Origin of the sequence: Okeania sp. SIO2F4 (assembly GCF_010672385.1) — a bacterium.
Lineage (GTDB): Bacteria > Cyanobacteriota > Cyanobacteriia > Cyanobacteriales > Microcoleaceae > Trichodesmium.
On the sequence record NZ_JAAHGT010000657.1, the window covers coordinates 1 to 1,761 of the forward strand.

General features: G+C 36.7%; 1 protein-coding gene. It reads right to left on the reverse strand.

Annotated elements, in window-relative coordinates; genetic code table 11:
- On the reverse strand, window positions 1-958 hold a 958-nt coding region (locus F6K22_RS29755), incomplete at its 3' end, for an LCP family protein (RefSeq protein ID WP_293106487.1).
- Window positions 959-1,761: the final 803 nt, after the last annotated feature.

Here is a 1,761-nt window from a genome sequence, read left to right on the forward strand (position 1 = left end):
CCAGAACGCGATCGCGACCCGCCTCATCTATAATCCAATAACTAGCAAAATACTGATTTCTAGAACTAGGTTTTCCTGGCAACATGACCATTTTTAAATCATCCCGCTCTAAGTCAAGACTAAAACTAATCAAAGCCAACATTTCCTGAAAACTTAAATTAGTATCCACATACTTTTGCATTACGCGAATAATCTGAGGCAACCGAGGTAAAACTGCTACATTAGTAACGCGACTTCGCAGTGCTTTTAGTAAAACTTGTTGTCGTTGTACACGACCAATATCGCCATGAACTTCTTCTCGAAAACGGACAAATTGTTCTGCTTGTTCTCCATTGAGAGTTTGCCAACCTGGTTGTAAATCTATATTTAATTTTTGGGTATTGTCAACATAAGACATGGGTTGAGGAACAAAAACTTCTACTCCACCGAGTTGTTCTACTAATTCTCGAAACGCTCCTTTGCTAACTCGCACATAACGGTCAATCTCTATATCATTCAGAGTATCTTCTAAAACATTTTCTGCCAGTTTTGGTCCCCCATATACATTTGCTTGATTAATTTTGGCAAGACCTATTCCGGGAATTCGGACTTGAGTATCTCGTGGCACAGAAAGTAAACTGACTGTTTTATTGGTGGGGTTAGCCCGTACTAATAGTAAAGTATCACTACGACCCTCAAATACATCTGGAGAATCTTCTGCCACTCCTGGAACTTGGTCAATTCCCATAACTAGGATATTCATAGGTCGTGAGAGTTGGTAAGGTAAGCGTTTACGCCACAGAACATCTGCGGTAAATTCCTGGAGTAGTTGAGTTATAAATTCTGGTTCAACGGGGGCAAGCAAGGCGGTTATTGCTCCGAAAGAAGCAGTTATGGTTCCACTCAAGAGTAATATAAGGATCAAGAACCACCATTTAAACCAAAGAGGTCGGGAGTTAGTAGAAGAAGTATTATTCATAAACAATCAAAAAATAAAAATATAAATTCAAAACTAAGACGTTTTAGTTTCAGACTTGATCTCCACAAAAATCTCACTACTATAGTGGGAGAGTTTGGGAGAAACTGGCAATAATCAGATAAATACTCATAATCACTACTTTAGTAGGATAGGTCTGGAGTTGGTAAAATAAGTATTAGACATGGGCGTGAAAAAGATATAGACTTTTTGCATCTAGTAGGTAATAGGGAACACTTAACTGGGAACAGGCAAGATATTTTCAGGAAAAATCTACGAAAAATCATTTTTTGAGGAACTTTTACAACTCTAGCTGATGCTAAATAAAGGGCAAGTTTATTTTCTGGAGATATCTATTATTGATTAACAATTCCCAAATCCTCATCCCAATTCAAAAGTAAGATGATTAGTGAAACTAAGACGTTTTGGTTTCAGACTTGATCTCCACAAAAATCTCACTACTATAGTGGGAGAGTTTGGGAGAAACTGGTAATAATCAGATAAATACTCATAATCACTACTTTAGTAGGATAGGTCTGGAGTTGGTAAAATAAGTATTAGACATGGGCGTGAAAAAGATATAGACTTTTTGCATCTAGTAGGTAATAGGGAACACTTAACTGGGAACAGGCAAGATATTTTCAGGAAAAATCTACGAAAAATCATTTTTTGAGGAACTTTTACAACTCTAGCTGATGCTAAATAAAGGGCAAGTTTATTTTCTGGAGATATCTATTATTGATTAACAATTCCCAAATCCTCATCCCAATTCAAAAGTAAGATGATTAGTGAAACTAAGACGTTTT